This window comes from Acidithiobacillus caldus ATCC 51756, assembly GCF_000175575.2.
GTDB lineage: Bacteria > Pseudomonadota > Gammaproteobacteria > Acidithiobacillales > Acidithiobacillaceae > Acidithiobacillus_A > Acidithiobacillus_A caldus.
Genome location: NZ_CP005987.1, coordinates 64,483 through 88,589, shown reverse-complemented (window position 1 = coordinate 88,589; position 24,107 = coordinate 64,483). Strand labels below are relative to the sequence as shown.

22 protein-coding genes and 2 pseudogenes are annotated in these 24,107 nt (G+C 56.4%); 8 read left to right on the top strand and 16 right to left on the bottom strand.

Annotated elements, in window-relative coordinates:
• Window position 1: 1 nt before the first annotated feature.
• The gene (gene kdpA / locus ACAty_RS14135; RefSeq protein ID WP_038471437.1) at window positions 2-1,762 is read right to left on the bottom strand and encodes a potassium-transporting ATPase subunit KdpA; all 1,761 of its coding nucleotides are present in this window, start codon (window positions 1,760-1,762) and stop codon (window positions 2-4) included.
• Window positions 1,763-2,140: 378 nt separating this feature from the next.
• On the opposite strand from kdpA, the gene ACAty_RS16655 reads away from it, so the two are divergent.
• Window positions 2,141-2,272: a hypothetical protein gene (locus ACAty_RS16655; RefSeq protein ID WP_004870081.1), complete on the top strand. Its 132-nt coding sequence runs from the start codon at window positions 2,141-2,143 to the stop codon at window positions 2,270-2,272.
• Window positions 2,273-2,595: 323 nt separating this feature from the next.
• Window positions 2,596-3,642: an IS630 family transposase gene (locus ACAty_RS14120; RefSeq protein WP_004872622.1), complete on the top strand. Its 1,047-nt coding sequence runs from the start codon at window positions 2,596-2,598 to the stop codon at window positions 3,640-3,642.
• Window positions 3,643-3,833: 191 nt separating this feature from the next.
• Here ACAty_RS14120 and ACAty_RS16555 read toward each other — a convergent pair.
• From ACAty_RS16555 to ACAty_RS14100, 4 genes and pseudogenes are all read right to left on the bottom strand, one after another.
• Window positions 3,834-4,187 (bottom strand): annotated as a pseudogene (locus ACAty_RS16555) (integrase core domain-containing protein).
• A gap of 350 nt (window positions 4,188-4,537) precedes the next feature.
• The gene (locus ACAty_RS16005) at window positions 4,538-4,708 is read right to left on the bottom strand and encodes a hypothetical protein (protein WP_153801866.1); all 171 of its coding nucleotides are present in this window, start codon (window positions 4,706-4,708) and stop codon (window positions 4,538-4,540) included.
• Window positions 4,709-4,920: 212 nt separating this feature from the next.
• Complete coding sequence (locus ACAty_RS14105) at window positions 4,921-6,561, bottom strand: ArnT family glycosyltransferase (protein WP_040131364.1); 1,641 nt, start codon at window positions 6,559-6,561, stop codon at window positions 4,921-4,923.
• 9 nt (window positions 6,562-6,570) lie between these two features.
• Complete coding sequence (locus ACAty_RS14100; protein WP_082179312.1) at window positions 6,571-7,530, bottom strand: glycosyltransferase family 2 protein; 960 nt, start codon at window positions 7,528-7,530, stop codon at window positions 6,571-6,573.
• 426 nt (window positions 7,531-7,956) lie between these two features.
• Here ACAty_RS14100 and ACAty_RS14095 point away from each other — a divergent pair, with 426 nt between their 5' ends.
• Entirely contained in the window at window positions 7,957-9,012 is a 1,056-nt protein-coding gene (locus ACAty_RS14095) for an IS5-like element ISAtc5 family transposase (RefSeq protein WP_004867878.1), read from the top strand.
• A 78-nt stretch (window positions 9,013-9,090) separates the two neighbouring features.
• Here the strand turns inward: ACAty_RS14095 and ACAty_RS14090 are convergent, their stop codons facing one another.
• Entirely contained in the window at window positions 9,091-10,053 is a 963-nt protein-coding gene (locus tag ACAty_RS14090; RefSeq protein WP_004867880.1) for an IS5 family transposase, read from the bottom strand.
• 166 nt (window positions 10,054-10,219) lie between these two features.
• Between ACAty_RS14090 and ACAty_RS14085 the strand changes: the two are divergent.
• Window positions 10,220-11,515, top strand: a pseudogene (locus tag ACAty_RS14085) (ISNCY family transposase).
• A 228-nt stretch (window positions 11,516-11,743) separates the two neighbouring features.
• On the opposite strand, the gene ACAty_RS14080 reads toward ACAty_RS14085, so the two are convergent.
• From ACAty_RS14080 to ACAty_RS14065, 4 genes are all read right to left on the bottom strand, one after another.
• Window positions 11,744-12,733 (bottom strand): hypothetical protein, encoded by a 990-nt coding sequence (locus ACAty_RS14080; RefSeq protein ID WP_004869210.1) that lies wholly within the window; start codon window positions 12,731-12,733, stop codon window positions 11,744-11,746.
• Window positions 12,734-12,871: 138 nt separating this feature from the next.
• Window positions 12,872-13,780 carry a LysR family transcriptional regulator gene (locus tag ACAty_RS14075; protein WP_004869209.1) on the bottom strand — a complete coding sequence of 303 codons (909 nt, stop codon included), beginning with the start codon at window positions 13,778-13,780 and terminating at the stop codon, window positions 12,872-12,874.
• A gap of 31 nt (window positions 13,781-13,811) precedes the next feature.
• The gene (locus ACAty_RS15595; RefSeq protein WP_215846437.1) at window positions 13,812-14,249 is read right to left on the bottom strand and encodes a transposase; all 438 of its coding nucleotides are present in this window, start codon (window positions 14,247-14,249) and stop codon (window positions 13,812-13,814) included.
• A gap of 99 nt (window positions 14,250-14,348) precedes the next feature.
• Window positions 14,349-15,353 carry an IS5 family transposase gene (locus ACAty_RS14065; protein ID WP_153801871.1) on the bottom strand — a complete coding sequence of 335 codons (1,005 nt, stop codon included), beginning with the start codon at window positions 15,351-15,353 and terminating at the stop codon, window positions 14,349-14,351.
• A gap of 251 nt (window positions 15,354-15,604) precedes the next feature.
• Between ACAty_RS14065 and ACAty_RS14060 the strand changes: the two genes are divergently transcribed.
• The 4 genes from ACAty_RS14060 (at window position 15,605) to ACAty_RS14045 (ending at window position 18,379) form a co-directional block, all read left to right on the top strand.
• Complete coding sequence (locus tag ACAty_RS14060) at window positions 15,605-16,285, top strand: SOS response-associated peptidase (protein WP_040131360.1); 681 nt, start codon at window positions 15,605-15,607, stop codon at window positions 16,283-16,285.
• A 92-nt stretch (window positions 16,286-16,377) separates the two neighbouring features.
• Window positions 16,378-16,623 (top strand): hypothetical protein, encoded by a 246-nt coding sequence (locus tag ACAty_RS16165; protein WP_040131357.1) that lies wholly within the window; start codon window positions 16,378-16,380, stop codon window positions 16,621-16,623.
• Window positions 16,613-17,089: a LexA family protein gene (locus tag ACAty_RS14050; protein WP_004867761.1), complete on the top strand. Its 477-nt coding sequence runs from the start codon at window positions 16,613-16,615 to the stop codon at window positions 17,087-17,089. The genes ACAty_RS16165 and ACAty_RS14050 overlap by 11 nt, the downstream gene beginning before the upstream one ends.
• Before the next feature lie 6 nt (window positions 17,090-17,095).
• Window positions 17,096-18,379, top strand: a complete 1,284-nt coding sequence (locus tag ACAty_RS14045; protein ID WP_004867765.1) for a Y-family DNA polymerase — start codon at window positions 17,096-17,098, stop codon at window positions 18,377-18,379.
• Between the two features lie 245 nt (window positions 18,380-18,624).
• On the opposite strand, the gene ACAty_RS14040 is transcribed toward ACAty_RS14045, so the two are convergent.
• The 6 genes from ACAty_RS14040 to ACAty_RS14015 form a co-directional block, all read right to left on the bottom strand.
• On the bottom strand, window positions 18,625-19,026 hold the full coding sequence (locus ACAty_RS14040) for a DUF4168 domain-containing protein (RefSeq protein ID WP_051620706.1): 402 nt from the start codon (window positions 19,024-19,026) through the stop codon (window positions 18,625-18,627).
• A gap of 539 nt (window positions 19,027-19,565) precedes the next feature.
• The gene (locus ACAty_RS14035) at window positions 19,566-20,093 is read right to left on the bottom strand and encodes a DedA family protein (RefSeq protein WP_238323836.1); all 528 of its coding nucleotides are present in this window, start codon (window positions 20,091-20,093) and stop codon (window positions 19,566-19,568) included.
• 358 nt (window positions 20,094-20,451) lie between these two features.
• Window positions 20,452-21,243 carry a COG4705 family protein gene (locus ACAty_RS14030; RefSeq protein ID WP_040131355.1) on the bottom strand — a complete coding sequence of 264 codons (792 nt, stop codon included), beginning with the start codon at window positions 21,241-21,243 and terminating at the stop codon, window positions 20,452-20,454.
• 581 nt (window positions 21,244-21,824) lie between these two features.
• Window positions 21,825-23,042: an ISL3-like element ISAtc2 family transposase gene (locus ACAty_RS14025; RefSeq protein WP_014002536.1), complete on the bottom strand. Its 1,218-nt coding sequence runs from the start codon at window positions 23,040-23,042 to the stop codon at window positions 21,825-21,827.
• 552 nt (window positions 23,043-23,594) lie between these two features.
• A complete protein-coding gene (locus ACAty_RS14020) occupies window positions 23,595-23,807 on the bottom strand; it encodes a hypothetical protein (RefSeq protein WP_014003737.1) in 213 nt (70 codons plus the stop codon).
• A complete protein-coding gene (locus tag ACAty_RS14015) occupies window positions 23,807-24,085 on the bottom strand; it encodes a plasmid mobilization protein (protein WP_040131350.1) in 279 nt (92 codons plus the stop codon). Before ACAty_RS14015 ends, ACAty_RS14020 begins: the two co-directional genes overlap by 1 nt.
• Window positions 24,086-24,107: the final 22 nt, after the last annotated feature.

The following is a 24,107-nucleotide window of genomic DNA, read 5'->3' as shown; positions in this document are numbered from 1 at the left end:
GTTATCCTCGATGTGTCAATACGGAGGTAACAGGAGTTAATTGTTCGGCAATTGGGCCCAGCGCCAGTGCCGGAAAGAAATTCAATGCGCCCACCAGGAGAATCACCCCGACTGTCAATCCCATGAAAATAGGCGTATCTGTCGCCAAGGTTCCAACGCTCGCTGGGACACGCTTTTTCTCCACCAATGAGCCAACCATGGCCAGAAGTGGTAGGTATACCCAATACCGACCAAAGAGCATGCACATTCCGGTCAATATATTGTAGAAGCGCGTATCATTACTCAAGCCTCCAAAGGCGCTACCATTATTGTTTGCTGGGCTGGTAACCGCATACAGAATCTCACTGAAACCATGAGGTCCGGGATTAAAAACTCCCGCCCGGCCCGCGTGCGTAGAAACTGCGATGGCGGTACCAATAAGCACCAAAAGCGGCATGATCAGAATCGACAGGGATGCCATTTTTATTTCATAGGATTCAATCTTTTTGCCAAGAAACTCCGGGGTGCGACCGACCATAAGACCTCCGATGAATACCGCGAAAATCATAAAGGTCAGAAAGCTTGCAAGACCAGATCCCACCCCACCAAATACGACCTCTCCCATTTGCATCAGGAAGAGATTGATCCCACCGCTAAGGGGCATCAGAGAATCATACGCGCAGTTGGCTGCACCTGTGGACGTGGCAGTCGCGAGCGTTGCAAAGAGCGCCGAGGCAGCAGCACCAATCCGATCTTCCACTCCTTCCAGATTCCCACCACCAGCTAAGTTTACGGTATTACTCTGATTTACTCCCATCTGGGTTAACAGAGGGTTGCCAGCCAGTTCGAAATGCTGACTGATAAAGGTCAGCGGCACAAAGATTACGAGCATGGCGACCAGTATGATCCACGCGTTACGTTTCGATTGAACCATATGCCCAAAAAGAAAAACCAGCGCGATCGGAATCAAAATCATTGCGCCTGTTTCGAGGAGATTGGTCAACCCCGTCGGGTTCTCAAACGGATGGGCATCGTTCATATTGAAGAAACCACCACCATTGTTGCCCAACATCATGATGGCCTCCTGTGAAGCTACCGGTCCGACATGCAGGGTCTGTGAGACGATCTCTTTGCCGTGAGATAAAAATGGAGCAACAAGATGAACGGATACATCGGCCACCAAAGTTTGGACGACTCCCTGCTCCATCAGCGCAATGGCTAGGATGCTTGCCAAGGGCAGCAGAACGTAAAGTACCGTGCGGGTTAGATCGACCCAAAAGTTTCCTACGTCTCTGGTGCTGTGTCGAGAAAATGCACGAATTAGCGGTAGCAGAAACGTAATACCAACTGCCGCAGAGAGGAAATTCTGCACGGTAAGCCCGAGCATCTGGGACAAGTAACTCATTGTCGAACCGCCTGAGTAGTCTTGCCAGTTCGTGTTGGTCAAAAAACTCACGGCTGTGTTAAAGGCTGATCCTGCAGGGACTCCACGGAAATGCAATGGATCGAGCGGCAGTGATCGTTGTGCCAGGAGGAGGGCATACAGGAATAAACCGCCAAACAAACTAAATACCAGCAAGGTTATGGCGTAGCGCTTCCAATCCATCTCCTGATCCGGAGAGATTCCAGAGACGCGGTAGAGGGCTCTTTCGACTGGGGCGAGCAACTTTGATGCCCAGAAGTTTTCTCCTTGGTACACGCGATACATGTATCGTCCCAAGGGAATGGCGAGTATTATCGTTACTACCAAGAGGGTTAAGGTCAGTAGGATGCTAGGCATCATAGAAAACGCTCCGGGAAGATTAGAAACACCAACAGGTAACCAAAGAGAAAAACACCCAGGCCGAGGCCGATCCAAATAAACGGGCTCATTTTATCTTCCTCAACCGTTCCAATCCTTCGACCAAACCTATGGAGACTAGAAAAAAGCCTAATATAATCAGTAAATACACGTACTCCATAACAACCCCCCGGGTGCTTGTCACTATCAAAGCAGACTCCATGGACGCCCAAACTGGGCGGTCCACGACCGATCGTGGGAAAGAGCTTTGCAAACGGCGAACCCAGTGTCTATAAAAAAAATATATAAAGTGCGTAAAAAATGCATAAATTTAGGTCAGATGGGGGTTCGGATAAAACTTGGATACCATCGAGGTAGTTCATGTATTCCTACGAGGAACATATTCGTGCCGTGGAGTGGTATGTGGAGTGCGGGAAGCGCGCGGCCACCATCCTCTGCCTGGGCTATCCGAGCAAAAACGCCCTCAACGCTTGGTACCGTGAGTATGCGTGAACTCGGGACTGCCCCAAGGGTTACGTTCGATCGCGATCGCCTTATACGGAGGCGCAGAAGCAGGCCGCCGTTGACTACTATCTCGGTCATGGCCGTTGCCTGGCGAGTACGCGAAGAGCACTGGGATACCCAAGGCCTGGGAGCCTGTCTTCCTGGATCCGCGAACGCTGCCCGGATATCCGAAGGCAGATGGTCGGGAGTGCCGCTCGGCGATCACCCTGTCGGTCAGCGCGGAAAAATGAACAGGATGCACACCAAATCAGCAATTCAACTTATTAATCAGGCCCTTAAATATCCGATAGTAGTTTGCTATACTGAGGGTCATGGAACGGGTAGATGTGCGTAAATTGACGGTGGATGGGCGCAACATACTGCGGCAGATGGTGGTGCGGTTGCGCCAACAGTCGGGCATGCGAGTAGAGGACTTGGCCAAGGTGTCTGGTGCCCATCCCTCGACGATTCGCGGTTGGTTGGCGCGAGCCAAACGAGAAGGAACCAAGAGCCTTGAGGAACGCCCGCGGGGGCGGCCGGTTGGGGCTTGCCGTAAATTGACTCTGGCGGCAGAGGCTTGGATTCGGGACCAGATCGTGCAAAAGGATCCACGGCAGTTGCAGATGCCTTTTGCGCTCTGGACGCGGCCTGCCATCCGGCAACTGATTCGGGAGCGTTTCGGGATCGATTTGCAGGTGCGATTGGTGGGCAAATATCTCAAACGCTGGGGGTTTACTCCCCAACGTCCGGTCAAACGGGCGCTGGAACAGAACCCGGAAGCTGTACGGCAGTGGCTGGAGGTGGAGTACCCCAGGCTTCGGGCGCGTGCCCTGCAGGAAGGTGCGGTCATTCACTGGGGCGACGAAACCGCCGTCAAAGAGGATGCCCACTGGGTCCGGGGATATGCCCCCAAGGGGCAGACCCCCATCCTTGAGCATCCGGCACGCTGGACCACCCTGTCGATGATTTCGGCAATTTCCCCGCGCGGAGAGATCGCCTTCGAGATCGTGGAGGGCAGCATCCATGCGGAGCGTTTTATCGCCTTTCTGGAAAAGCTGATCACCGGCGCGCCGCAGAAGGTCTTCCTGGTAGTGGACAACCTGCGGGTACATCACGCCAAGGTGGTAAGCGCGTGGCTGGCCGACAAACAGGACCGCATTGAGCTCGTATTTCTGCCGCCCTATGCGCCAGAGTCCAACCCCGACGGGTATCTCAATCGCGATTTCAAAACCGCTCTGCGTACGGGCCCCATGAGCACAGATACCCAAAGCTTGCTGGAGAAGGCAACCACTTTCATGAACGGGCTACGCCAACTGCCCGAGAAAGTCGCGCGCTATTTCCACCACCCCGCAGCACGCTACGCGATGTTAGATATTTAAGGGCCTGGTTAATAGCTAGGACGTCTCTACTCTGCCCATTCGCTGTATGCGCTTGTAGAGTGTCTCATGCCTTGGCGCCAGTCCCCGTAGATTGGCACCTTTCGGTTAATCCCCGGAGCGAGATGGGCAAGATTGTGTAAGCTCTAGGGACTCTACCCTGAAGATCTGATGAATCGCTTGTTTCAGATTTGTCAGTGGGTTCGCACGGTGTCCAAGGCCAGCCCTGGGCAAGAACCTGCACCCATAAGGATGAACCGGCATTTCNNACCANATCTTNGGNNTAGATCGCCTCNGGTGTTTNNCCTNTGAGGGAAGANGTGNGGCCCTTNGGTATNGTACCAGCCAAGGTAGCTNCAGAGACCCACCTNNAGTTCNGTGCCGGTTTNCGCTGGCCGCAGATAGACATACTCATACTTGACTGTACGCCAGAACTGCTCAACGAAACCGTTGTCCAAAGCTCGTCCTCTGCCATCGCAGCAGCCCGAGGAATACCTCCGAGGTGAACTGTGCCGACCCCCGGTCGGTATTGAAGATCTCTGGCGCACCGTTTCGACGTAGGNNCTCCTCCAAGGCCCCGACACAGAAGCCCGCACCCAGGCTATTGGAGACCCGCCAAGACAACACCTTCCCGCTGAACGAGTCCTCGACGGCGACGAAGTACTGAAATCCCCGGGCCATGGGTAGTGGAGTAAGAGACGGGGCGCAGTCGAAATTATTCCCCCCCTCTCCTCCCCGAACCGGACTTGCACATCTCAGCGCATCCAGCTCTCCGTTCAGGTGTTGCTCATAGCAAAGGCGATATCCTCATTCAGCGTGTGCTTCAATCCGCCTTCGAGGAATTCCCGGTTAAGCAGCTTTACCGCCAAATGGGCGGGCTACACTGGTTGGACGTACGTTAGGTCACGTCCGTGAACCAGACCCGGTACGGGCGATCGATGGCTACGCTCCTCAGCAGGTAGGGGTACTTGGGGTGCTGTGGATGGGGCGTGCTCGTGTGCGGCCCAGGGGCTATGGCCACCATACCGAGGATATGCACGGCGCGGTGCACGGTTTTGAGATTGACCACAGTCCCCTCCGCCTTCTGCCGCCTCTCCCGATCCGGGACATGAGACCCCGGAGGCTAAAAAATTGCCTTTTAGCTCCAGCTGGCCGATCTTCCGATCCAGCGCCTAAACGTCCATGGACTCCTCAGTCCGGATCTTTCCCCGCTCGAAAGCCGAGGTTGCATACTCTACCATCATATCGCCCTACCCACTCGAAATATCGAAGAGCCACAATTCAACAACCCTTCTCTATCCTCAAGAGCGAAATCTTTTCATGATCGTAGATCTCATAGCGCACGAGCAGCAACGTCGTGCAATAGGGCGGCTTTACCGCAGCAAGCACATCCCGTACCCGCGAATATGGACACACCAGGTACAGTGGCATATGACGAGCCAGCAAAGGCACCTTGTCTAAGTTCGGGAGGCGGTGTATGCGCATGGCGCCCTCTCCGGCATAGAACAGAAAATTGGGCTGGAACCATTGCCACGAGGCAAGACGGTAGGGCAATCCTTGCTGTATCTCCCTGATCCTTTCACCCATAGCGCGCGACGGCTTCAGGTGGTTGAATTCTGGGGTGTACTGAAATACCAGCAACGCGCTGAGTATAATCGCACCCGCTCCAAGACTGCTCAGAGCCGCCCGAAGTCTTCGTTTCCAGAGAAAGATCGTGGCCATCGCAGCTGCAATAGCATAGGGCAAGCCGATAAACGCGAGATTTGGGAGTTCTGGCTGCACTCTAGGCAGGACCCACCCGCCAAGAATGCTTAGGGTAACCCCGATCGTAAAGAGCACAAGACCAGATAGCCAGTAGAGAACCGGCGGACGGGTTTCGTGCTCTCGTAGCAATTGAACAAAATACACGGCGAGCAGTATGGCAAGAGGCGGATACACTTCCCAGACATAATTCGGTAGCTTCGTCGCAGAAAGACTGAAGAAGACTGACCAGACAGCGGCCCAGATCACTAAGAACAAGTTCTGAACATGAAATTCCCCATCCACAAAGTACCTTTTTCTGATCGCCAAAACAAGAGTCTGGGGTAAAAAAATAGACCAGGGGAGCATTCCCAGGAAAATACTCAGCACATAGTAAAACCATGGTCCCCGGTGACCCTGCATGCTTGAGTCGAAGCGGCCAATGTTCTGCTGCAGTAGAAAGACCTGGTCCCAGGCCCAATGGGTCTCTATGCCAACAGCCACGTACCATGGCAGCACAATGATGAGAAAGAGAGGGATGCCGATATACAGCCGCCCTTCGTTCCAGAGAAACTGGAGATTTCTCTGGATCAGGAGGAAAAGCACGATGATGAGACCGGGCAGAAGAAAGCCTATCGGTCCCTTGTCCAGCGTGGCAAGGGCCATAGCAGCGTAAGAGAAAAGCAGGAACCGATAGTGGTTCTTGTCTCTCTCCACATAACCGGTGATGAAGAAAATCAGCGCTGCGGAAACCGTAAGGATGAGCAGCGGATCTGGTGTTGCACTGCGAAAGATGACGGTACTATGTAGCAGAGTGGCCGTGATGGAAGCTGCAAGTAATGCAATGGTAGGGTTATATAGCCGGCTGACATAGATCCATAACAACAGAATGAGCAGCGCACCAACGAAGGCTGAGCCCACGCGCAGCCCTAATGAGTTCCAGCCAAAAACCTTCGTTCCACACCACATTAACCAGTAATTCAATATCGGCTTGTCGGGCAAAATGTGACCGTTGAACGTAGGCACCACCAAATCGTGATGGGCAATCATTTCTTTAAGAGACTGAGCATAAATGGGTTCATCGATATCCCACAGGCTGGTATTGCCTGTTGCCCAGGAGAAATACAAAAAGGAGGCGAGGAATATGGTGATGGAGTAGGTTACGATCGATAGCTTCTTCATGTGTTTTGGTTAATCGTCCTTTCTATCTGCGCAACGCGACCAGATATTATTTATGAGATAAATGGGTCGTTGTTTGCTCTCTTCGTAGATACGGGAAATATATTCCCCAATTATACCCAAAGCCAATAACTGCACTCCACCTAGAAATAGAACTGCCACCATGAGGGACGGGTAGCCCTTCACAGGATTACCGTAGACCAGTGTGCCGATCACCATGTAGATCGCATATAGGAAGGCGAGAATGGACACTATCAGCCCAAGATGGGCGGCAAGCCGTAAAGGCACTTGACTGAAGGAGGTCACGCCCTCCACGGCAAGGTTCAACAGGCGCCGATAATTCCACTTGGTATTACCGGCATTTCGAGGCTCACGACGATAATATACTTGGGTCGTCCTAAACCCGACCCAGGCAAACAAACCCTTCATAAATCGGCGGCGCTCCGGGAGCATTTTGATAGCCTCGAGCACAGGCCGCGAAAGCAGACGGAAATCTCCGGTGTCCTCAGGAATGGCCACTTCGCTGATCCTATTGAGGATCCGATAGAAGACGTGGGCACTGGCGCGCTTTGCCCAGGATTCCCCATCCCGTGAAAGCCGCACGGCGTTGACCACTTCGTACCCCTCCTGCCACTTGGCTAGGAGCACGGGGATGAGCTCGGGCGGATCTTGGAGATCCGCATCCAGGGGAATGGCGCATTCGCCCCGCGCGTAATCCAGTCCTGCCGTTAGGGCCGCCTCCTTGCCGAAGTTGCGGGAGAGGTCGATCACTACGATGCGGGGATCTTTCTCGTGCAGCGTGAGGAGCCGCTCTAGCGTATCGTCTTTGCTCCCATCGTTGATACAGACCATTTCCCAAGATTTCCCGGATTCATCCATAACAGCCCGGACACGTCCATAGAGAGTGGACAGATTTGCAGCCTCGTCGTGGCAGGGTACCACGAGTGAAACTTCGGGTTGGCTATTGATCATTTGACTCGCGTCAGGTGCGCTAGATGAGATCGGCTAGCAAGTTGTGATCCTTCGATATTACACATCTCCAGGAAAGCCCGAGACATAACCGGCGTTGCATCCAGAATTGTCGAAAAACCAGAGCAGGCATCCCAGATAAGGTGTTGTTCTTGCCTTTTACTTCAAACAACCCCCAGTATCCAGAACTCCGCAATGCATCTTATCATACCACCAGTTGTTCTATGCGCGCCAAATTGTAGGCGGCGGACACCAGCGTACAATGCGGACGCGCCCGTTCCGATCCACGCAATCGCTTGTTTTAACAGCATGTTAGAAATGTCCGCCTAGAAGATTAGAGAGGCAAGGACGAGTGATGCGAGGGGGGTAGGAGGCTGCTGAAAAAGTCGGAGGCATAATGGGCAGAACGAGGCCGGAGAGATTGGAACGATGCGTGGAGCCAAGGTAGAGACCCAAGGGTTATTCAGCTACGTTTCCCCGGAGCAACGGGTGCCCCAGGACCATCCGCTGAGAGCGATCCGGGCTATCGTGGATCGCTCCCTGGCGGAGATGGACAGCCACTTCAGCACGATGTACTCGAGCTACGGTCGCCCCTCCATTCCCCCGGAGTTTCTCCTGCGCGCACTGCTCCTGCAGGTCTTCTACAGCATCCGCTCGGAACGGCAGCTGATGGAGCAACTCAACTACAACCTGCTGTTCCGCTGGTTTGTCGGTTTGGGAATGGACGACGAGGTCTGGGTGCCCACGGTCTTTACTAAGAATCGCGATCGGTTGCTGGATCACGGGACGGTACGGGAATTCTTCCGATCCGTACTGGAACAGGCTCGCGGCCAGAATCTGCTCTCCGAAGAGCATTTCTCCGTCGATGGTACGCTGTTGGAGGCCTGGGCCTCGCAGAAATCCTTTCAGCCCAAGGATCCCGAAGATCGTAGCGGTGATGGCTCCGACTTCCGGGGCCAGGAGCGCAGCAATGAGACCCACGCATCGGTGACGGACCCCGATGCCCGGCTGTACAAGAAGGCTCCCGGAGAGGCGTCCCGTCTGGCCTACCTGGGTCATGTGCTAATGGATAATCGGCATGGATTGATTGCCGGGGAACAGGTGACCACCGCCGATGGCACGGCAGAAGTGGATGCCGCTACCCAATTGGTGGACGATCTGGGCGGGAACCAGCGCATCACCCTCGGCGCAGATAAGGGTTATGACCGCCACGGCTTCGTCCAGAATCTCCGGGATCGGAACGTGACCCCACATGTAGCGCGCAAGCGCAAAGGCTCGGCCATCGACGGGCGCACCACCCGCCACGCCGGTTACGCGATGAGCATCCACGTTCGGCGGCGGATCGAGTCCATCTTCGGCTGGATGAAGACGGTGGGAGGGATGCGGAAAACCCGATTCCGTGGTTTGGAACGGGTCGGTCTGCACTTTTCCTTGGTCACTGTCGCCTACAACCTGGTCCGCATGGTGCGGTTGGGGGTGGCCTGATGGGGGTACTGCGTCTGGAATCCGAAAATGGCCCAAAAAAGACTGCAACAGCGGACAAAACAGGACTGATAGGGCTGCCTATTCGGCAATTTTTGACCAAATCGGATAGCGCCACGGCGTTTCTACGGATTTTTTCCGCACCCTCGTAGAGGTGAGCGAGCGGGAGCTCAAGCGGTTTGCGGTGTTGCAGCAGATGATCGATGGGGCCCGAAGCCAGAGGCAGGCGGCGCAGGTAGCACGGATCCGGGCAATGGCGCGGTTGTAGCGTTTGAGTGCCGCCAATCCGGTTTTCTGCCCAGGATAGCGTCGCCGCGCTACCGCGTTCTCAATTCCCCGGTCCGCCAAGGCCGCATGCACCTGGGGATAGTCGTAGCCCCGATCGGCCAGGACCACCGACTCCTCTCCCGTCAGGAGCCCCTCCAGCCGCTGATTATCCGGTACCTTGGCCGCCGTGAAGTCCACGGCCTGCACAATGCCCTGGAGATCCGTTGCCACATGCGCCTTCATCCCGAAATACCCCTGATCCCCTTTCTTGGTGGAGCTCATCTCCGGATCCCGCTTGCGGTCTCGGTTCTTGGTGGAACTCGGGGCGTGAATCAAGGTGGCGTCCGCGGTCTTGCCTTCCTGCAGCAAGAGCCCTTTCTCCTGCAACACAGACTGCACCTCGGCAAAGATGGCCTGGGCAAGCGCATGGCGCTCCAGTAAGCGGCGGAACTTCAGGATCGTGGTCTCATCGGGAACGAAGTCCCGGCCCAGGTCGATGCCCACGAATTGGCGCAGCAAAGGAATTTCATAGAAGGCCTCTTCCATCCCTGGATCGGAGTAGCCGAACCATTGCTTGAGAAAGTGGATACGCAGCATCCGCTCCAAGGGCATGGGCTTGCGGCCACTGCCCCCCTTGGGGTAGTGCGGCTCGATCAAGGCCACGAGCCTGGCCCAGGGAACCACGGCATCCATCTCGGCCCGAAATCGCTCGCGCTTGGTCTGCTTACGGCGGCGCGAGAGGTTAGGTTCTTCAGCAAAAGTCATCTGTCCGGTCATGGATGGCATCTCCTAGCTACTCGGTCAACCCATTGTATCAGAGGGCCAAATCAGATACCGTCTTGCGCGTGGTTAGACAAGGGTGTACTCCGGATTGTTAGCCCAAAGGCGTAATGTCCTCTTTGTCCAATTGTAAAATGTCCCCTTTTGGTTTTGGGGGGGGGCGGTGACAGAGGAGGCCATTACGATGACGCAGAAGGCGGTGGACCGGCTGGAGGTGCTGCAGCAGGTGATCAGCCGGACGGCACGGCAGCGAGAGGCGGCACAGCAGCTCGGATTGAGCGTGCGGCAGGTCAGGCGCCTGCTGATCCGATATCGAGAGGAAGGTACCGCAGGACTGGTGTCCCGACACCTGGGGCGGCGTCCCGGCAATGTGCTATCGGAAGCGGTACGGCAGGAGGTGTTGGGGTTGATCCGCAATCATTATGCCGATTTCGGTCCCACGCTGGCGGTTGAGAAACTCAGCGAGCGCCACGGGTACCAGCTCTCGGCGGAGACGCTGCGGCAGTGGATGATGACCGAGGGACTGTGGAAGCCCAAAATCCGCAAGTCGGCCCAGATCCATCAGCGCCGCCCCCGGCGTCCCCGCCGGGGCGAGCTGGTGCAGATCGACGGCTCACCCCATGATTGGTTCGAGGACCGGGGACCGCGTTGCACGTTGATCGTGTTCATCGACGATGCCACCAGCGAGTTGTTGGCCCTGCGCTTCGCCCCCGCCGAGACCACCCAAGCCTACCTGCAGACCCTGCGCAGCTAACTAAGTGAACATGGGCGGCCGGTGGCGCTCTACTCCGACAAGCACGGCATCTTCCGGGTGAACCACCCGGAGCGGGAGGGGGATCTGATGCAGTTCACCCGTGTGCTCAAGACCCTGGACATCGCACCGATCCACGCCAACACACCGCAAGCCAAGGGCCGCGTCGAGCGGGCCAATCAGACCCTCCAGGATCGCCTAGTCAAGGAACTGCGTCTGGCCGGCATCTCGGACATCGACGCCGCCAACGCCTTCCTGCCGAGCTTCATAAAGGCGTACAACGCGCGCTTTGCCGCGGCTCCACAGAATGCCACCGACGCGCATCGTCCGGTGCTGCACGACGCTCTGGAGCTCGACCTGATCTTCAGCCTGCAAAGCCACCGCAAGCTCTCGAAGAACCTCACCCTCCAGTACAAGAACCGGGAATACCAGCTCACCGGGCAGGGCAAGGGCTATCGCCTCAGAGGGGCACAGATCACTGTCTGCGAGGCCTTCGACGGCAATGTGACCTTGCTTCACCAAGGGAAGGCCCTGCCTTATCGCATCCTCAACGAAGGCGAGCCGCCCATCCCCGTAGACGACGAGAAGAGCATCCATGCCACCGTCGAGCAAGCCAAGACCATCCAGCTCCACCGCAGAACCTATAAGCCCGCACCCGACCATCCGTGGAGACGAAGCGCAACTTCTTCTCCCTCAGCCACCCTCTGACACCACAACAGGCAGGAGAAAGCGGACATTTCAGTCTGGGAGAAAAGAGGACATTTCAGCTTTGGGTTGACAGGGAGCTTGGGCGATGCCCGGCCGGCGTTCCCGTTGTCAGAGCCCTTTCGACGCAGACTCGTGGGTATCTCTGGCCGCCGACTTGCCACGGTTCAGCCGGACCGTGACCGCCGGGCAGCCGGGCAGTCTTCCATTCCCAGCTGCGTGCCGTGGCTTTCAGCCGGGCGCGCCGAGGTCTGCGGCGGTAGCGCTTCGCTCCTCGGCAGCGACGCGGGACCGGCTCGGACCCAGATAGACCCAGGCGGCGAAGAAAAGGAAAACGATGGCGTAGATGTTGGTGGTTCCCAGCACATCGCCCTTGTTGGCCGTTGCTCCAGGGAGGTAGGGACCGCCCCAGCCCTCGGCTGTGGTCCATAGACCGATGCTGTAGGCAAGCCCCAGAGGAATCATCCAGCGCAGGCCCCGGCCGAAGAGCAGGGCCAGAGCGATGAGGCTTTCGGCAAGTGCGGCAAAAACGCCGAAGACTATTGGCCCTACCAGCTGGATGAGGGCGATGAAAAAGGCGATATAGGCAACGATCCAGGCGGGTTCTCCCGGCTCTGCCTGCTGCAGGTAGCTGACAGCGTGCGTCAGGAAGTAGGGCTGCCACTTCCAGAAGGCGTCAAAGGCCCAGAGCAGGCCAAAGAGCAGCCGTGCAGCGCGCATGTGGCCGAGGGAAATGGCCTGGGGGCGTGCCCGGGCAAGACTGAGACCCTCCCAGCTGCGTGTCCAGATGACCAGCAGAAAGGCCAAGGCATAGACGATGGCGGTTCCGGGGTCCGTGGCACCGGCGGTGTATGGCCCGCCGAGACCACCCACGGTGCTCCACAGCCAGAGATTGTAGAGGACCCCCACCCAGGCGAGGAAAGGCAGTCCCAGACCGCTGATCAAGGATGCCGCCAGAAAGGCGTCCAGGGCAATGGTAATCCCGGCCACGCGCTCGGCGCCCATGGCCGTGACCCAGTGAACCGTCCAATGACCATAAGCCGCGAGCCAGCTGGGCTGGCCAGCTGCCCAATCCGCCGACAGGCTATCCAGAAAATGGGCGCTGTAGGCAGGATTCATCTGAAGATAGGTATTCACGAGCCAGGCGATGCCGAACAGAATGCGCACCGTGCCAAAAGCGCGACGCAATTCCGTCGAAGGTGTGTAAGCGGAGTTGGGCATGGGTTTTCCTGAGGCTTCCGTTATTGTCCACAAGATGCTACCACGGCCACCCGCAAGCGTCATCGTGAATTGGAAAAAACCATAAAATACCTATTGATATCTGAATAACGGAGAAGGTTTGGGAGATACGTTCCGGAGCTATTCCGTTGGCATGAGTTTAGGGATCGCGGCGCGAATATGTTGCAGCAGGGTATCGCTGGCACGATCCAGCGGATCGCGATAGAGCACGGCCAGGCGGTGCGGAATCTCGGGAACCAGCTCGCGGGTAACGAGACCCGGCGAAGGTTCACTGTTTTGGGTGGCGCTGACGAAGGCCAGTCCGAGTCCGGCGCGCACGCCATCGCGGATGGCGGCGAGGCCACTGAGCTCGAAACGAATTTCGGGATGCAGACCGAGGTCACGAAAGGCCTGTAGAGCCGCCTCGCGGATGCCAGAGCCGGACTCCCGCCAGATCAGCGTGCTTTCCTGGAGGCTGTGGAGGTGGACCGGGGCCGCGCTGGCGGCAAGGGGGTGCTGAGCCGGTAGCAGCAGGACGATACGGGTACGGAGCAGACATTCCTGTACCCAGCGGGCCTCCCGCGGCTCGGGCAGATCGTCTTCGACGAAGACCAGATCCGCCTCGTCCCGATGCAAACGTGCCTGACGGCTGTTGCTGGTGGTCAGGCGCAGGTGGATACCCGGGTGGTTGCTGCGAAAGCGCGCCAGCGCGCCCGGGAGCAGCAGTTCCGCATTGCTGTTGCTGGCCAGTATGCGTACGGAGCCATGCAGCAGTCCTTCCGTGGACTGGCAGAGATGCTCTGCCTCTTCCAGGGCCAGTTCGATCTCTTCTCCGAGTTTTGCCAGGCGGAGACCCAAGGGTGTCGGAACGATACCGTGGCGAGCGCGCCGGTAGAGCGGCTCCCCAGCTTGTTCCTGGAGCTGTTTGAGGCGGTGTGAGATGGCCGGTTGGGTCAGAAAGAGTCCCTCCGCAGCCACGTGGAGGTTACCGGCCCGCGTCACCCGGGCCCAAAGGAGCAGGAGAGCGGGATCGATACGGTGACGCGTCATGGGGTAGTCCAAGTAATAAAATAAACGAATTTCATGAATCCATATTCGTCATTGGCCTGTAGTATTGCAAGTGTCTATGCTCCAGGGTGTACTCCGGATCGAATGGTTTGCCGGATTTGAGTACGCCAAAGGCGAGATGCAGTAGTTTGCGCATGGCCGCCACCACCACCTGCATGGGGCGTTTGCCGTTGAGGAGGAGTCGGTGGCAGAAGGCGGAGATCAGGGGGTTGTGCCGTTTGGCTACCACGGCCGGCAGGTACAATGCCTTACGCAGCAAGGCGTTCCCCGCCTTGGCAATGGGAGTCTTCCCCGTCCATTGTCCTGATTGGCGAAGGGTGGGGTTAAGTCCGGCGTAGGCGACCACCTGCTTGACTGAAGGAAAGCGGTCCAGAGGACTGAGAAAGGCCAGCAGGGTGGCGGCTGTACTGTCCCCAGGGCACCTCGATAAACCCCAAAAATCAGACCACACGGCATGAAGAAACCGGTCGAGGCTCAAAAATGGACTTTTTGAGCCGTTTTCTCATCCTGTTGTAAAATTTTTTCCTCTATTTTCTGACCTTTGGACGCATTACGNACGGCGCATGTTGTAGACCACTACCATCATGCCCACGGCGAAGGTGGCACGGGCCTGGCCGATGGTGCGGATACGCTTACCACCCCACTGGGTGATGGCGGCAAAGACGTGTTCTACCCGCGCCCGAACCTTGGCGATGCGTTGATTCCGCCGCTCCTGGCAGGCCGAGAGTGGCTTGCCAAGATTCGCCTTGCGCTGAATCTGCGGACGATAGCCGTGCTCCCGTAAACGCTCCTCTCGATCGGCCCCAACATACCCTTTGTCGGCATAGATCTCCGCACTGGTGTTCCACTCGTCCAGCGCCGCTTCCAAGTGCTGGGAATCATGGACCTTGGCGGTGTCGGCAATCCAGGTCCGAACCAACTTGTGCTTGCGATCCACGCTCACGGTGAACTTGTAGCCGTGGTGGGACTTGCCATGCTTTTTGGTCCAGCTGGCATCGACGTCCTTCTGCCGCCGCTTGGCGGGCTTCCAGTCCGCAGGGACCGCATCTTGTTCCAGCAGCGCCTTCTCCTCTTTCGTGAAATGTTGCCTGGGTGCCGGAACCAAGGTGGCGTCCACGATCTGACCGGCACGGGCCTCCAGACCATGGGCACGAATCTGTCGGTCCAGCTCGTTGAATAGGGCGGTGACACCGTCTACCCCGATCCGGTTCTCAAAGCTCCAGATGGTCGTACGATCGGGGATGTTGCAGGAGTGCTCCAGGCCACAGAAACGCCGGAAACTGCGGCGATCCAACAGCTGGAACTCCGTCTGCTCGTCAGAGAGGCCATGCAAACGCTTGACCACCAAGACCCGAACCATCACCTCGGTCGGATATGGCGGGCGCCCACCTTTGGGCTGCTCCGGGCGGGGAGCGATCTTTTCCACCGCCTGCGCCAACGCAGAGAAATCGACCACCGCCTCGATCTTCTGCAGAGGATCCCCAATGGCATCCACCTTGTGAACGTACCCCTCATCGGCCAATAGGTCTTTCTTCACCGCAGTCCTGCGCGCAATCATCCCGTCTATCCTGCTGCCATCTACCTGCCCACCATTTTACCAAAAACTCGGGCAGGATGGGGTTTTTCGAGGCGCTCCCTCGTTGTGGAAGGTGACCCGCTCGATCAATCCACCGAGCAATTCATTGGGCGTGTCCTGCTGTTGGCGCTCCGAATTAGCCATGTAAAAATCTCTGATGCAGCGAATCATCGCGGCTACAGAGAAAATGGTAGCATGATCGGTACTGCCTGTATTTCGCTGGAGATGTCATGTGCGGTCGGTATGGTTTTATTCGCAATCCTGAAGAGCTGCAGCAGCAATGGGGAAGATTGCGCGTAGTCGGGGATTTCCCTCCCAGCTATAACCGTGCCCCCGGCCAAATACACCCGGTCGTGCGCCAAGCTCCGGATCTCTCCTTGGAATTGGTCCCCATGCGCTGGGGCTTTTTACCGGGATGGAGTACTCGCACCCACATCCGACCCATCAATGCTCGTGTCGAGACGGTGGCTACCCAACCGCTGTTTCGTCAGGCCTTCCACGCCAGACGGGCTTTGGTGCCAGCAGACTGGTATTTTGAGTGGCCTTCTGTCGCCGAGGCCCGTGATAAATACCCCATGCTGCTTCGGTCGAAAGATCATCGAATTCTTGCGTTCGCAGGGATATGGGACCAGCGCACGACAGCCGAGCGCACGGTCGAAGAGACCTTCGCCATTCTTACCGTCCCTGCCCTGCCGGCCTTGCAGCACATCCACGATCGCATGCCCTTGGTGCTGGATCGCCACCATTGGCCGATTTGGTGGCATCCGCATGCGCGGCGGGCACACCTCGAATCGTGTTTTCAGCCGGCAAACATTCCCTGGGAAAGCTTCGCAGTCTCGCCACGAGTGAACCGTACCCGCTACGACGGACCAGAAGCGATCCTGCCTTGGGATGGGGTGGAAGCGGACTGAGGGAACGATAAATCCAGGCATCGGAGCAGCAGTTGCGCCTAGTTGAACTGTTACTGTATAAATATACAGCACACATTCTGGAGCCCAATCCGATGCAAACCGCGAACGCAAAACCCTACAAGCAGTTCCAATGGCTATGGGTGCTGACCCTGGCGTTCTTGCTGGCCGGTTGGCTCGGCCATCAGTCCCCTCGCTATGCTGCGGAGGAAGGTGGTGGGATATTTGAGGGCATCTCCGCTACCACTGGCACGTCCGCCCCCTACCCCCTGAGCCGCAGGTCCACCGCCCAGCAAAAAGCTCCCCACGCGGCGCATAGGCTATCCGCGTATGCGCTGTGATTCCATCGCCCAACTCTCCCTGACACAGGGCGCCAAAGGCATGCTGGCCACCTCACCACGGCCCGTGGGTGCCCTCCATCGTTATAGATTGCCACTCATGGTATCGCGCATTGCGGCGGGGTTTCCTTCCCCCGCCGACGACTATGTCGAAAAGCAGATTGATCTCAATGCCCACCTGATTCTGCACAAGGAGGCGACCTTCATTTTGCGGGTTACCGGCTGGTCGATGCGGGATGCAGGGATTTTTGATGGAGACGAGATCCTTGTGGACCGGGCCATTACCCCGACGGATGGCAGAATTGTGGTGGCGGCCATCAATGGCGATCTGACCGTGAAACGTCTACGTCGGATCGGTGGGGCCGTACATCTGGTTGCAGAAAACCCCGAGTTTCCGCCTATCGTCCTCCACGAAGGGGAAGAGCTCTGCATCTGGGGCGTGGTGACCCGGGTACTGCATCGCGTCTGAAGCGTCATGGCCATCGCCCTCATCGACGCCAACAACTTTTATGTTTCCTGCGAACGGGTGTTTCGCCCGAGCCTCGAGGGACGTCCTGTCGTGGTGCTCTCCAACAACGATGGCTGTGTGGTGGCGCGATCGGCGGAGGTGAAAGCCCTGGGAGTCGCCATGGGTACGCCGTGGTTTCAGCTGCAGAAGCTGGCGAAACAGGAGGGTATCATTGCGCTGTCCAGCAACTACACCCTCTATGCCGACATGAGCAATCGCATGATGGCGGTTCTGTCGAGCTTCAGCCCGGTGCAAGAAGTGTACAGCATCGACGAATGCTTTCTGGATCTGCAGGGGTTTGCGCAAGTTCAGCTGCACAGCATTGGGCAAGCGGCGCGAGCGAGGGTCCGGCAATGGCTAGGGCTACCGGTTGGGGTAGGCATCGCGGCGACCAAAACGCTCGCCAAGCTCGCCAACCATGTCGCCAAGAAGCGGCCAGAATATGCTGGCGTCTGCGTGTGGGACGATCTGCCGACGCTGGATCAACAGCGCCTCTTGCAACAATTGCCGGTTTCCGAGGTCTGGGGGGTGGGGCGGCAGCTCAGCACAAAACTCCAGGCGATGGGCATACGGACGGTCTGGGATCTCCAACGTGCGGACCCCGCGCGGATGCGCAAGCGCTTCAGCATCCTCATGGAGCGGATGATCCGTGAACTGCGAGGAGAACCCTGTATAGCCATGGTAGAGATCCCTCCGCCCCGGCAGGAGATCCAGTCCTCGCGTTCTTTCGGTCGCCCGGTAGTCAGCGCGGAGGAACTGTGCGAAGCGGTCAGCCTGTATACGGTAAGAGCCGTCGACAAACTACGCCGCCAAGGTTCCGTAGCCAGTGCCCTGCGGGTGTTCATGCATACGAGTCCTTTTCAAACGCACCTGCCGCAATATTACGGCACGAAAACCATCACGCTGGGCCATCCAAGCCAGGACACGCGGGTGTTCTTGCAAGCCGCCCGAATCGCGCTTTCGGACGTCTACCGACCAGGATTCACTTATGCCAAGGCGGGAGTGCATCTCTTGGAGATCGCATCGGCAAACGCTCGGCAGGCAGACTTCTTTGCTCCGGCAGAAGAACAAGCACGAGACCATCGGTTATTAGAGACCTTGGATCGGGTGAATGCGCGGTTTGGTAGTGGTACCTTGCAGCCTGGAGTAGCCGGTCTGCAGGCACCACGAGGATGGGCCATGAAACGCGGCAATAAATCTCCAGCTTACACCACTCGATGGGAAGATCTGGCCACGGCAAAGCTGGGCTAGCTAGGACACCAGTTGCTGCCAAGCCAAGCATCGAACAGTCTCCAGGCGTGCCAAATTTCGAAGGAATGTATGGGCGGTTCTGCAGCGTTAGCGGACGTTCGCGAGATCCAGAATAGATTTATCTGCGAGACAACTATCGAGTCTGGAATCCATGCCAGCGGTTACTAGAAAGAGGATCAGCTTACTCAAAAAAACCTCCGACTTGGGGGTCGGAGGCAAGCCCTATCGAACAACCACCGCTGAAACTAACCCTTCTTCAAGATTCGTTCTGTCCTTTTGGCAAAACTGGGATCTACCTGTGCCTTGTGCAAGAGCGTCTCATAGGTCACGGGAGATAAATGATAATGCTGTAGCGTGGTGGTGATTTTGTGATCGTAGTGGGCCAGATCTGCACGCTTCTGCGATGCCGCGAGGTGCGGATTCATCAACACTTTGTGTGCCTGCTCATCGACAGGCTGAATAGCCCGAATGGCACTGGCGAAACGCACGAGTTCGTGATGCCCTACGTGGGGACCCTTTCCCGTCATGGCGGGACTCGGTGTCGGAGCCCCTTGGCTGCTGTCTTGGGCCGTGCCCGCCCAAGCCGTACCTCCGGTGACCAGCGCAACCAGCGCGAGTCCGGATAAGACCATCGGTGTTTTTGCCATCGTTTACTCCTCTGGAATCTACATCGGATTAGGGATGCTCCCGGACGCCACGATCTGGGAAGGACCATCACGCCCCGGAGCACGGGGGACACGACTCAGTCTCTCGACGTACCACCGCCATTGACACTCTGCTGAGCGGAGGGCGACTGCGTCATGCCGCCCGTAGCATGGTCGGAACCACCCGTCGCCATACCATTTTGCTTGCGGTGATGGGTCATCGTTCCATACCCGGAGTTCGAATGCCCCGCGGTCGCTTGTGGGGGCGGATTAGGACTGCCGCTCTGCTGGGATGGTGGTGCGTAGGTCGTTGCTGCAAAGGCTCCGCCGATTCCCAGGGCAGTAACTCCCAGGGCAACGATCGGATAGCGTAGTAACGAACGGTATTTCACAATCCACTCTCCTTACAGTAATCACTGCGATTTGCCAATCGGCGCAATTATCTGCACCGTCCGATCACCGTAACGCGTCGTTATTAGCCCTGTCAAATTCTGGTGATTCTATTAGTATTCATCGAATTGAACACATTGTTTCTGATATATCTACAACAGACCGAAGATATATCCTGCCCCTCCCCAGAATCCAACCCATAACGCGGCCCCAAGAATATTCCATAGATAGAACTGCTTGAAGGACGATTCTGCGGATCCGGAGATGTATCCTTGTAGTTGCCGCAGCGGAACTACGAAGCGGCCGAACAGGACGACGATGGGGCCATATTTTTCCAGAAAGGCGTGGGTTTTCTGCAACCGATTTGGCGTCACGCCGATCCAACGACCATGACGCCGCAACCAGGATATCCCCAGCCAGCTGCCGAGGTAGTAGGCACCGAACCACCCCAGCGACGTCGCTAGTATGCCTAGCATGAGAACCCATAGGGGATTCAGAGCACCTTCGCTGGCAAGAAAACCTGCCGCAATCAGCAGGGTCTCACCCGGTGCGAATACCACCCCTGCACTTTCCGCGAGCAATCCACCAAATACAATCCAAACCCCATACTGCTTCACCACAGGCGCCAGAGTGCGCACGGAATTCTGTAAATCCTGATGAATAGCGGTGAGTAGCTGCATAGCAGAGCCCTGTCCATTTTTTCGAGGTTCAAGCCCGATAGCCTATCTGAACTTGGCGCTGGCCGATAATCCGCATGAAGCGCGCGTCCTTTTTCCGGAGTCCAGGGAGCCGGACCTTGAGTGCCTTACCCCAAGAGTGCCTCACTGCGGGGCCCGCCTACTCGTCGGCCTCGGGGCGGTGTCGATGTTAGACCGCGCCCGCCAAGGTTTCTCTAAGGAGGGACCACTGGCAGGGCCTTGTGGCTGTGATTCCTAGCGCATCGCCCGCCACCACGAGCGCGCAGAGAACCAAACCAGAACAGCCATCGAAACTTGTCACTACGATGCAGAATACAACGACGACCCAATTACACGGTCGTCAGTTGGTCAGCTCGCGATTCGGGTCATCTATCCTGGTCTTCACAATCAGAGCCAAGAGGAGCAGCATCGCACACCCCAGGAATGCACTCACCGGCCCAGTACCGAGCCCAAGCCCGCCCACCTGTATGGGTTTATCCGTCCAATCTGCAAAGGACGCTCCGATAGGCCGTGTCAGAATGTAGGCGATCCAGAATGCTGCGATCTCGTTCAGATCGAACATGAGATAGGCGATCACGGGAACCGAAAATAAGATGGTGAAAAGTACTCCCGATTGGAGATAACCAAGTTGCAAACTTGACGCCGTCATATCGCCAGCTGCCGTGCCCAGTGCAAATGTCGCGACTATGGTTGACCAATAGAATATTTCACGCCTACGTGTATGGACGGAGTGGATCGACAAAGTTCCCTCGGAGCGCTTCCACAGGATTAGTATGCCGATGAGGGTAACAAAAAATAGAGCGGTCGAAAGCAGATACGGAACCCCCAAGACGACATGGGTAACATCGGCTATTTGTGTACCGAATATCGAGACCATAATTACCGCAAACCAGTAATATTGCGCTACGTATCTATCCGACAAAACTTGTAGAACCAGAGCAACAGAAAACAACAGACCACATCCCAGAACCGCAGCATAAGGATTCGTATGAAACACGAGATAATCCGACGTCGCCTCACCCAAAGCGGTCGATACCAATTTTGCAATCCAGAAATACAACGTAATCTTGGGAACCTTCAGTAGAGATTGATAATCATTAGCAGCATACTCTGCAGAAGCATTCTGCGGCATAGCCATCCTCCCCTACAAAATACCGTTTGATGAGTGTGAAATGTAAAAGCATTCAGAGCAAAAGTCAATGCGCCAAGAAAAGTCTTATGTCTTGGAACCAATCTATAGGAACCAATGTCAACAGAAGTGGCGCGGTGCAGGAACAGCGCAGGGCATGGCAGCCTGATCTCGTGCAGAAATGCGCGACCAGCTTCTGCCAAGGGTCTACCATAGAATGAAAATGGAGCGCTGCATGGCAGGGGCAAAGCGCTTTCTTATGGCGGTTTAAGTCGTGTTTCGTAAACATCAATCGTTACAGGATACACGTGGTATCCGAGAAATAAAGGTCCCAAATGTTTAAGACTAGAATCCTCACCCATATTTTGGTCGATTCGTTTTCAGAAATTGCTATACTTAGCATACCAGTTCTTATCTATCTATTTTTTATTATAATAAAAATATATGCGGGAAAATTTACCGAGATATCTCTCGAAATGTCATTGATGTCGATTATATATTTTTCAGATTGCGTGCTGATAGCTAAGCGCATCGATCATAATACTTGGAATACTGCCATTAATGTAATACGGTTCTTCGACGTTTCATGTGGGTAGCCGGAGATCGAGCTTACCCAGGATGAGATAGGCCATATTGATGAAGTTCTTGTGGGTGCGGTAGCCACGGGCCTTGGCCTTGGCAGACTGCAGGAGGCTGTTGAAGCCCTCCAAGATACCGTTGGTGATCTGGCTCTCGAACCAGCGGAGGATGCCATCCCAGTGGTTCATGAGGGTGTAGGTGACTTTGACCAGAGGGGGTAGTCCGCTGGCCTTGGCGTTTTCCATCCAGGCCTTGAGGAGCACAGCGCCCTGGTGGCGATTCTGGATCGTGAAGATTTCTTGGAAGGTCAGGCGGAACTGGTAGGCCTGGGCCGTCTTGAGGTTCTGGTTCTTGAGGAGCTCCTGGAGCTTGGCGCTCTGCTTGGCCGAGAGCTTTCCTGGATTCTTGAGCCAAAGCCAGCGGCTCTTCTTTAGGTCGGGTTGGGAGTACACCTCTCCCTTGCGCACGACGTCCACGGCCTCATTGATGAGCTTCATCAGGTGAAAGCGATCGAAGGTGACCTGGGCGTTGGGTAGGTGTTCTGCGGCACCTTTTTGGAAGGCTGGAGAGAGGTCCATGCTCACCTCCGCAATAGCCTCGGAGTTACCACCATGGGCCTGCAGATCTTCGCAGAACTTCTCAAAGGTCTGAGCATCCTTGCCTGGGGTGGCGAAGAGTAAGCGCTTGGCCGCCAGGTCCACGAACAGGGAGATGTAGTCGTGGCCGCGCCGGCTGTTGGTTTCGTCGACACCGATGGCCTGAACCTCCGACATGTCCACCGCCTCGCGGGCTTTGGAGACATAATGGTCGATCACCCGCCAGAGTCGCTGGTCCGTCTCCCGGACCAATCGGGAAACCGTCAACACCGGCATCTCCCGGACCATGGCCATGACGAGAGCCTCGAAGAGCAGTGTGAATCCTGAGCCTTCCCGCGCCCAGGGGACGGGCACCAAATGCACACCGTGTTCCGGGCACTGGACCCGCGGCACCCGAGCATGGAGGTAGGCCGCATGCTGGAAGAAGTCGAGGTGGCGCCAGACCTTCTCCTGCGTGTCATGGACGGGACAATCCTGACCGCAGACCGGACAAGGGAAGTGGCTACCTCTTGAGAAGTTCACATAGAGGTCCAGGCGCTTCTCCTCCACCGTAAACCGAACCGCGTCCACCGCCCACGGTGGAACTAGGCCCAATGCCAGCGTGAACAGCTGATTCCCTTGGTCCATAAATCCCCTCGGCTTGCTGACCGCTCCACTAGGCAATCATACCGCCTTACCCACTCAAAATGTCGAAGAGCCTGTAATACTGATAGTTGCGATTATTTTCTCATCGTCCTTATTCACCTTGGAACTACTCGCAAGCGGCACAAAGACCGCGGCCTTGATCTTTAAAAAAAGTTCTGGCGCATACCTGGATATGCAAACGGCGAATAACAGTTTAATTTTGCTTGGGTTTGCTACCAATCTTGCTTTGCGTATCGTAGTAAATAGCCAGAGACATATGTTAGGACCGTGGCGAGCAAATCGTGGCGCTATCGGAGATCATGTTGACTACAAAAAATGAATGCCCGCAATCAGTCTCAAGCCGTCGTTCTTCAGTTAGAGGATACCCCGCAAGTCACTATGGGCAACGCTCGCTCAGGATCAGATACCGTCTGCGGAGGCTGCCTGTCTAGCCATCCTGCCTAGCGTATCGTGGATCGTGATATGGGGCGCTCATGATATTCCTTTGGAACCTCCGAACATCCGTGATTAGAATGGTCGCGCTGTGCCGGTAGATCAGTCTTCTGGCTCTATCCTGGCAGTATCTGCCGATATGGTCGCTTGCCGTGACAACGCAATTTCTAACGCCGTTTCCAAGCGGATTATCCGCCCAGTGAGATTCTCAATTCTCTCCTGCTGAGCCTTCACTGTTCCGGCCAAGGCCTCCACCTTGTCGTTCATCCGGATAACCGTGGTCAAGGCGTCCCACATCTTGTCGGTGATCGCCATCAATGTGCCTGCCGAGACTCCATTGTCGCGATACGCCGGTTTGAGGCATCCACAAAGGACAATGCTTCATCAACCGCCGTGCTTGCCCGAGCGGTCGTCTTCAACATCTGGTCGATCATTCTCTCCAGCACCTGCTCATCCTCGCTTGGGCGGAATGAGGATGCGGCTCGGCGCAGGAATTCGCCCATGGACATATGGGCGTCCCTGGCCATTTTGGCGATCGTTTCTTTTTCTTGCGGGGTTACCAAAACCGGGATGCGTTCGTTTGCCGTCGCCATGTTGCCCTCCTTATCCTGCACA

What these genes read in the sequence shown, in the direction of transcription:
- kdpA (WP_038471437.1), bottom strand. Translation starts at nt 1,762, where the DNA reads ATGATGCCTAGCATCCTACTGACCTTAACCCTCTTGGTAGTAACGATA.
- ACAty_RS16655 (WP_004870081.1), top strand. Translation starts at nt 2,141, where the DNA reads ATGTATTCCTACGAGGAACATATTCGTGCCGTGGAGTGGTATGTGGAG.
- ACAty_RS14120 (WP_004872622.1), top strand. Translation starts at nt 2,596, where the DNA reads ATGGAACGGGTAGATGTGCGTAAATTGACGGTGGATGGGCGCAACATA.
- ACAty_RS14105 (WP_040131364.1), bottom strand. Translation starts at nt 6,561, where the DNA reads ATGAAGAAGCTATCGATCGTAACCTACTCCATCACCATATTCCTCGCC.
- ACAty_RS14100 (WP_082179312.1), bottom strand. Translation starts at nt 7,530, where the DNA reads ATGATCAATAGCCAACCCGAAGTTTCACTCGTGGTACCCTGCCACGAC.
- ACAty_RS14095 (WP_004867878.1), top strand. Translation starts at nt 7,957, where the DNA reads ATGCGTGGAGCCAAGGTAGAGACCCAAGGGTTATTCAGCTACGTTTCC.
- ACAty_RS14090 (WP_004867880.1), bottom strand. Translation starts at nt 10,053, where the DNA reads ATGACCGGACAGATGACTTTTGCTGAAGAACCTAACCTCTCGCGCCGC.
- ACAty_RS14080 (WP_004869210.1), bottom strand. Translation starts at nt 12,733, where the DNA reads ATGCCCAACTCCGCTTACACACCTTCGACGGAATTGCGTCGCGCTTTT.
- ACAty_RS14075 (WP_004869209.1), bottom strand. Translation starts at nt 13,780, where the DNA reads ATGACGCGTCACCGTATCGATCCCGCTCTCCTGCTCCTTTGGGCCCGG.
- ACAty_RS14060 (WP_040131360.1), top strand. Translation starts at nt 15,605, where the DNA reads ATGTGCGGTCGGTATGGTTTTATTCGCAATCCTGAAGAGCTGCAGCAG.
- ACAty_RS16165 (WP_040131357.1), top strand. Translation starts at nt 16,378, where the DNA reads ATGCAAACCGCGAACGCAAAACCCTACAAGCAGTTCCAATGGCTATGG.
- ACAty_RS14050 (WP_004867761.1), top strand. Translation starts at nt 16,613, where the DNA reads ATGCGCTGTGATTCCATCGCCCAACTCTCCCTGACACAGGGCGCCAAA.
- ACAty_RS14045 (WP_004867765.1), top strand. Translation starts at nt 17,096, where the DNA reads ATGGCCATCGCCCTCATCGACGCCAACAACTTTTATGTTTCCTGCGAA.
- ACAty_RS14040 (WP_051620706.1), bottom strand. Translation starts at nt 19,026, where the DNA reads ATGGCAAAAACACCGATGGTCTTATCCGGACTCGCGCTGGTTGCGCTG.
- ACAty_RS14035 (WP_238323836.1), bottom strand. Translation starts at nt 20,093, where the DNA reads ATGCAGCTACTCACCGCTATTCATCAGGATTTACAGAATTCCGTGCGC.
- ACAty_RS14030 (WP_040131355.1), bottom strand. Translation starts at nt 21,243, where the DNA reads ATGCCGCAGAATGCTTCTGCAGAGTATGCTGCTAATGATTATCAATCT.
- ACAty_RS14025 (WP_014002536.1), bottom strand. Translation starts at nt 23,042, where the DNA reads ATGGACCAAGGGAATCAGCTGTTCACGCTGGCATTGGGCCTAGTTCCA.
- ACAty_RS14020 (WP_014003737.1), bottom strand. Translation starts at nt 23,807, where the DNA reads ATGGCGATCACCGACAAGATGTGGGACGCCTTGACCACGGTTATCCGG.
- ACAty_RS14015 (WP_040131350.1), bottom strand. Translation starts at nt 24,085, where the DNA reads ATGGCGACGGCAAACGAACGCATCCCGGTTTTGGTAACCCCGCAAGAA.